The organism is Streptomyces sp. NPDC043867 (assembly GCF_056435845.1).
Map to the genome: position 1 here is coordinate 1 of NZ_JBWKDS010000083.1, position 3,348 is coordinate 3,348.

Consider the following 3,348-nt stretch of genomic DNA (forward strand, 5'->3'; position numbering starts at 1 on the left):
GCCGTCTTTTCCCACCCCCACCGGACCCGCCGGCCGCCAACGGCGCAGGCCACGGAGGATTACGGACCCTAGGCGCCCCACAAACCGGCCCGCACAGTGCCCACCACACCCCCGTACGGAAGACTGGGCGCCATGGACGGTGAAGCGGTGCGGCCGGATGCCACCGCGGCGGAGTTGGCGGACGGTGAGCGCTGGTTGGTCGACTGGCTACGGCGTGATGCGGCGTTCCGCGGTGCTCGGCCTGGCTGGGTTCACAGCTGTCTCGCCGGTCTCCTGCTCGCGCACGGGCAGTTGTTCACGCCTGCGCCGTGGCCGAACGGCGGGCCCCCGCCGGGGGAGCCGGGGAAGTGCTTCATCGAGTCGGTGTGCGCGGCGGCCTTCCGGCCGGTCTGCTGATGGACGCGGGCCGGCCGCTGCCGGCGGGCGGCTAGCGGGCGGACTTGCTGCGCTCGGCGCGGGCCTTGGACATGATGCGCTCGGCGGTGCGGGTGCTGACCTCGTAGAACTCGGCGAGCTCCTCGGCGGTCACGGGGCTGCGGCGGCCGGCCTCCGCTCGTTCCAGCTCGGTGGCGACTTCGGCAATCCGGTGGTCCGGGCGGTTGCGCGGGGTCTTGTCCCGGGCGCCGGGTGTGCGGCCCTTGTACTGCGTCGGGCGGGCGGCGCGGGCCTCGGCGTCGGCGCGGGTCCACCACCGGCGGCCGTGCCGCTCTTCGCCTCGGGGCATCAGGCCGTTGACGGCGTCGGCCCGGATCGTGGACGCGCTGACTCCGGCGACGGCGCCAGCCTCGGAATCGGTCAACAGGTCGTCGGGGTGCGGTCTCGTCGGGAGGGCGGGCAGGGGCTTGCCGGACAGGAAGGCGTCGACCTGGGCGGCGTCGTAGAGGGCGGGCCGCAGTGATCCCGGGAGCGGCTTCACCGCGGCGGTGAACGCCGCGTGATGCCGGCGGCGCCATGTCGTCGCCGAGACGCCGGCGCGTTCGGCTACGCCGTGGATGTCGAGTGCGGGGCGGCCGTGGGGGATCACGAGGGGGCTCCTTCGGGGCTGGGTGGTGCTGGGTGTGAGGGTATGGCCGCGGGCGGCCTGGCCCCCCACGCGGGTGGGCGGGCCTGGTGGGGACGGCGGCGCGGGTGGTCGGCGGCAGCGCGGTCCGGGGCCGGCTCGATGCCGCCCCGGTCCGCCTCGCACCCCTGGTGCGGGTGCCGGCGTCCGGCCGATCGGTCTACACTGGTGCCGCTTTCCATTCGGCCCCTTTCGGCCGGTGTTGGTGGAAGCGCTGGGCCGGTGGGATGCCGTCACCCCTCGGGGTGTCCCCACCGGCCCCTACTGCTGTCAGGCGGTCTCGTACGCCTCTTCGGCCTTCATCTCCTCGGCGCACAGTCGCGCGTGGTCCAGCATGGCGGGCGCGTCGCACCCGAACTGCTCGGCGGCGTCCATGCATGCGGCGAGCATGGCGGCCACGCGCTCGACGTCGGCGGCGGCGACTTCGCACACGGTGTTGAGCGTCACGGGGTAGTCGGTGCTGCGCATCTCCTCGGCGGCCTGGATGAGCTGGCCGGGGGTGGCGCGGCCGTCCGCCAGAAGGAACGCGTAGGCGAACAGGTCGCCGATCACCTCGTCTGCGCTCTCCTCGTCGTTCACGGTGTGCTCGCGGGCGTCCCATCGGGTTGCGCGGGACAGGGCCTCGGCGGCGATGATGCCGAGCCGCACCCGTTCGGCCTGCCCGGGCACGGGCAAGAGCTGGTCGGGGGCGGCGTCGTTGTAGGCGGCCAGGGCCTCGGCGGCCCATGCCGCGCGGTCGGCGTTGGTCACGTCGTGCATGTCGGGTCTCTCCTTGCGTTCGGTGTCGGTGGAGGGGCTGCCGGGGGCGGGTGCCGTTCCCGCCCCCGGGCTGGGTGGTGCTCAGTTACGGCGGCTGCCGGGGGCACCGGCGGCGGCGTTGCCGTTGGTGCGGGCCTGCCCGAGCTGTTCGCGGGCGGCGGCCTTCATGGCGGGGCTGTTGGCTCGCCGGTAGTCGGCGCGGGCCTCGGCCAAGAGCTTCTGTACGGCCTCGGTGGGCTTGGTCATGGCGGTACTCCCCTTCGACGGGTGTTGGTGGTGGTGCCGGTGGGGGCGGGTGCCGTTCCCGCCCCCACCGGCGGGGGCTACTTCGCGGAGCGCTCGGCGCGGACGCGCATGAACCGTTCTTCCTCGGCCTCGTCGGCCCAGTGGTCGTAAGCGCGGTCGGTGACCTCGTGGACGCATACGGCCTGCTCGTCGCCGTAAGCGAGTACGGCCGCGACCGTGCACGCGAGGATGCCGGGGCGGCCGTCGTCGCCGAGTGCGCCGAGCACGGGCAGCACGTTGACCGTGGTGGAGAGCTCCATCAGGGCGGCGCCGAGCAGTGCGTGAGGGGCCTGCGTCCCGTCCGCGTGGTGGTAGAGGTCGGCGAGAGTCCAGCTCAGCGTCTCGGCGGGGTCGTCGGTGGCCAGGGCGTACGCCGCGACGGCCGCGCGGCCAAGCTCGGCGCGGTCGCCCGGGGTGAGCGTCGCTCCGGCCTTGGCGGCGGCGGCCAGGAAGGCCGCGACCACGGCGGCCCCCCGCGCCGCGCGGTCCGTGTTGGTGGTCTCGTCCACTGCTCTGTTCCTTTCGCTGGTGTTGGTGGGTTGCCGGTCCGGGGTGCCGCTCCCCTTCCCGACATGTAAAAGAATACAGCACTAGAGCACCATGGGCAACTCGACTTGCCGGGAAATCCGCTGGTCAATGGCCGTTTCGCGGCCTTGGCTTGTACAAGCGAACGGCCCCCGCCGGGCGGGGGCCGTGGTGGTGACGGGTGGTCAGTATCGGGTGACGGTGAAGCGGGCGGGCCATGCTCGGCGGGGGCCGTAGCGGGGGCGGGTGCCGTTCCCGCCCCCGGCTGGCGTGGCGTCAGTCCTGGATGCCCTCGGCGGCGCGGATCTCGCGATAGAGGGCGCCCACGAGGGTCTTGGCCAGGGCTTCGCGTCCGGGCATCTTGCGGAGCATGGCCAGGAACATGGCGCCCGCCTCGGCGTTGACGTTGACGGTCGGGTCCTGCTCGGCCATGCGGTTGGCCATCATGTAGGCGAGCACTCCGCCGGTGAACAGGTCTTCGGCGAGCTCGTCCAGCACTTCGCCGACATGGCGGCCGGTGCGGCGCGCGATCGGCTTCAGGTGGCGGTCGAGAAACTGCGCCGTGGCCTTCTCCAACTCCTCCTCGTCGTAGACGGTGTACTCAGTCACGGTGGGCGGCTGAGTGTTGTCCGGGTTGTTCATGTGCGGTGTCCTTTCGCGGTGTTGGTGGTGCCGGTCCGGGGTGCCGTTCCCCTTCCCGACGTGTAAAAGAATACAGC

5 protein-coding genes are annotated in these 3,348 nt (G+C 72.8%); all 5 read right to left on the bottom strand.

Annotated features, from left to right (window positions below; translation table 11 throughout):
• Positions 1 to 427: 427 nt before the first annotated feature.
• Complete coding sequence (locus AC069T_RS37865) at positions 428 to 1,024, bottom strand: DNA-binding protein (protein WP_478787065.1); 597 nt, start codon at positions 1,022 to 1,024, stop codon at positions 428 to 430.
• A gap of 306 nt (positions 1,025 to 1,330) precedes the next feature.
• A complete protein-coding gene (locus AC069T_RS37870; protein ID WP_478787066.1) occupies positions 1,331 to 1,819 on the bottom strand; it encodes a hypothetical protein in 489 nt (162 codons plus the stop codon).
• 81 nt (positions 1,820 to 1,900) lie between these two features.
• On the bottom strand, positions 1,901 to 2,065 hold the full coding sequence (locus AC069T_RS37875; protein WP_478787067.1) for a hypothetical protein: 165 nt from the start codon (positions 2,063 to 2,065) through the stop codon (positions 1,901 to 1,903).
• Between the two features lie 77 nt (positions 2,066 to 2,142).
• Positions 2,143 to 2,613: a hypothetical protein gene (locus tag AC069T_RS37880; RefSeq protein WP_478787068.1), complete on the bottom strand. Its 471-nt coding sequence runs from the start codon at positions 2,611 to 2,613 to the stop codon at positions 2,143 to 2,145.
• A 292-nt stretch (positions 2,614 to 2,905) separates the two neighbouring features.
• Positions 2,906 to 3,348 (bottom strand): hypothetical protein (locus tag AC069T_RS37885; RefSeq protein WP_478787069.1); only part of this gene is annotated, 443 nt, incomplete at its 5' end.